The 1,845-nt window shown below is 24.0% G+C and carries 5 protein-coding genes; all 5 read right to left on the minus strand.

Features of this window, described 5'->3' with window-relative positions:
* Positions 1–259: 259 nt before the first annotated feature.
* Positions 260–403, minus strand: a complete 144-nt coding sequence (locus tag AJ930_RS10305) for a hypothetical protein (RefSeq protein WP_002782730.1) — start codon at positions 401–403, stop codon at positions 260–262.
* Between the two features lie 11 nt (positions 404–414).
* Entirely contained in the window at positions 415–669 is a 255-nt protein-coding gene (locus AJ930_RS05165) for a hypothetical protein (RefSeq protein WP_044794622.1), read from the minus strand.
* Positions 670–844: 175 nt separating this feature from the next.
* Positions 845–1,114 carry a type II toxin-antitoxin system RelE/ParE family toxin gene (locus AJ930_RS05170; protein WP_002789000.1) on the minus strand — a complete coding sequence of 90 codons (270 nt, stop codon included), beginning with the start codon at positions 1,112–1,114 and terminating at the stop codon, positions 845–847.
* The gene (locus AJ930_RS05175) at positions 1,104–1,325 is read right to left on the minus strand and encodes a hypothetical protein (RefSeq protein WP_002881155.1); all 222 of its coding nucleotides are present in this window, start codon (positions 1,323–1,325) and stop codon (positions 1,104–1,106) included. The genes AJ930_RS05170 and AJ930_RS05175 overlap by 11 nt, the downstream gene beginning before the upstream one ends.
* Before the next feature lie 187 nt (positions 1,326–1,512).
* Positions 1,513–1,656 carry a hypothetical protein gene (locus AJ930_RS10310; protein WP_002782730.1) on the minus strand — a complete coding sequence of 48 codons (144 nt, stop codon included), beginning with the start codon at positions 1,654–1,656 and terminating at the stop codon, positions 1,513–1,515.
* Positions 1,657–1,845: the final 189 nt, after the last annotated feature.

Consider the following 1,845-nt stretch of genomic DNA (forward strand, 5'->3'; position numbering starts at 1 on the left):
GCTTTTAGCTAAACTCTCAAAAACAGGTAAAAAATCCTTATCAAATCCGCTAATTTCAATTTTTATAGCCATTTATATCCTTTCTTATATAATTTTTATTTTTATTATACCATAAAGGGTTTTGTTGTAAAATTGGAAAAAACTTTTTTTATATATAAAATTACATAAATAAGACAATCAAAATACAATATAAAAGATTAAAGAATAGTAAAAACGGTTTTTTAAAAAAACTAATATAAATATATGGCTAATTATATAATTAATCCTCCTCTAAGCCATCATTAATTCCTGCTTCTGCAAGTTCAAGCTGTTCTTTTTGATACACTTTATCATCTTTGGCATCTTTAAAACCTTTTAATAATAAAGTTTTCATTTGCTCTATATATTCTTGATCTTTACACATATTAATCCTTTTTATTTATCAGGTTTAAAACCACTATCTAAAATTATTTTTGTCATTGCACCTTTAAGTTTATCAAAACGATTTAAAGCTTGCATATTACTAACTCTAAGCAATCTTATTTTATCATCTTTTTTATAAAACACTTTAAAAACTTCATCACTTTGTTTGTGTTTTACCATATCATCTAAAGTAGGACTATCTATGAATTCATATTCTTTGGTAAAATCTTCATTTAAAACATCGAATAAATCTTGAGAAATAACCATTAGGATTAACTAGATCATAAGTATAAGAACTTACTACACATTCTCTCATAGCTTTTTGTATTTCTTCTTGGGATAATTTTTTCATAGTGTTTTTCTTTTTTCTTTCTATTATGATATAAATGACTTAATATGTAGTTATGGATTTTTATAAACTTGATTAATTTAACTTCAATTATTAAAACAACTCGCTATGAGAACCTATATTAATACATGTTAAAATAAGTTTATCATCTTGTTTTTGATAAATTAAGAGCAAATCAGGTTTTACATGACACTCTCTAAGCTCTTTAAATTCACCTTTTAGTTTATGATCTTTGTATTTTCTTTCAAGAGTTTCATTGTTAGATAAGCGATAGACTATTTCATCTACTAAATCTTTTTCTTTTAGCGTTAGCTTCTTATAGTTTTTCTTGTATTCTTTTAAAACTCTAATTTCATATTTCACGCATAGCCTTTTTATACTCATCAAAGTTTTTAAAAGTTTCATGCTCTCCATTTTTCATTTCTTCTAAAGCCTTTTTCATAGAACTTTGTTTTTTCTCTTCTGGAGTATCACATTCTAACAAACAATAAGTAGCTTTTAGGCTTTTAGCTAAACTCTCAAAAACAGGTAAAAAATCCTTATCAAATCCGCTAATTTCAATTTTTATAGCCATTTATATCCTTTCTTATATAATTTTTATTTTTATTATACCATAAAGGGTTTTGTTGTAAAATTGGAAAAAACTTTTTTTATATATAAAATTACATAAATAAGACAATCAAAATACAATATAAAAGATTAAAGAATAGTAAAAACGGTTTTTTAAAAAAACTAATATAAATATATGGCTAATTATATAATTAATCCTCCTCTAAGCCATCATTAATTCCTGCTTCTGCAAGTTCAAGCTGTTCTTTTTGATACACTTTATCATCTTTGGCATCTTTAAAACCTTTTAATAATAAAGTTTTCATTTGCTCTATATATTCTTGATCTTTACACATATTAATCCTTTTTATTTATCAGGTTTAAAACCACTATCTAAAATTATTTTTGTCATTGCACCTTTAAGTTTATCAAAACGATTTAAAGCTTGCATATTACTAACTCTAAGCAATCTTATTTTATCATCTTTTTTATAAAACACTTTAAAAACTTCATCACTTTGTTTGTGTTTTACCATATCATCTAAA

This window comes from Campylobacter sp. BCW_6871 (assembly GCF_001762325.1).
Lineage (GTDB): Bacteria > Campylobacterota > Campylobacteria > Campylobacterales > Campylobacteraceae > Campylobacter_D > Campylobacter_D jejuni.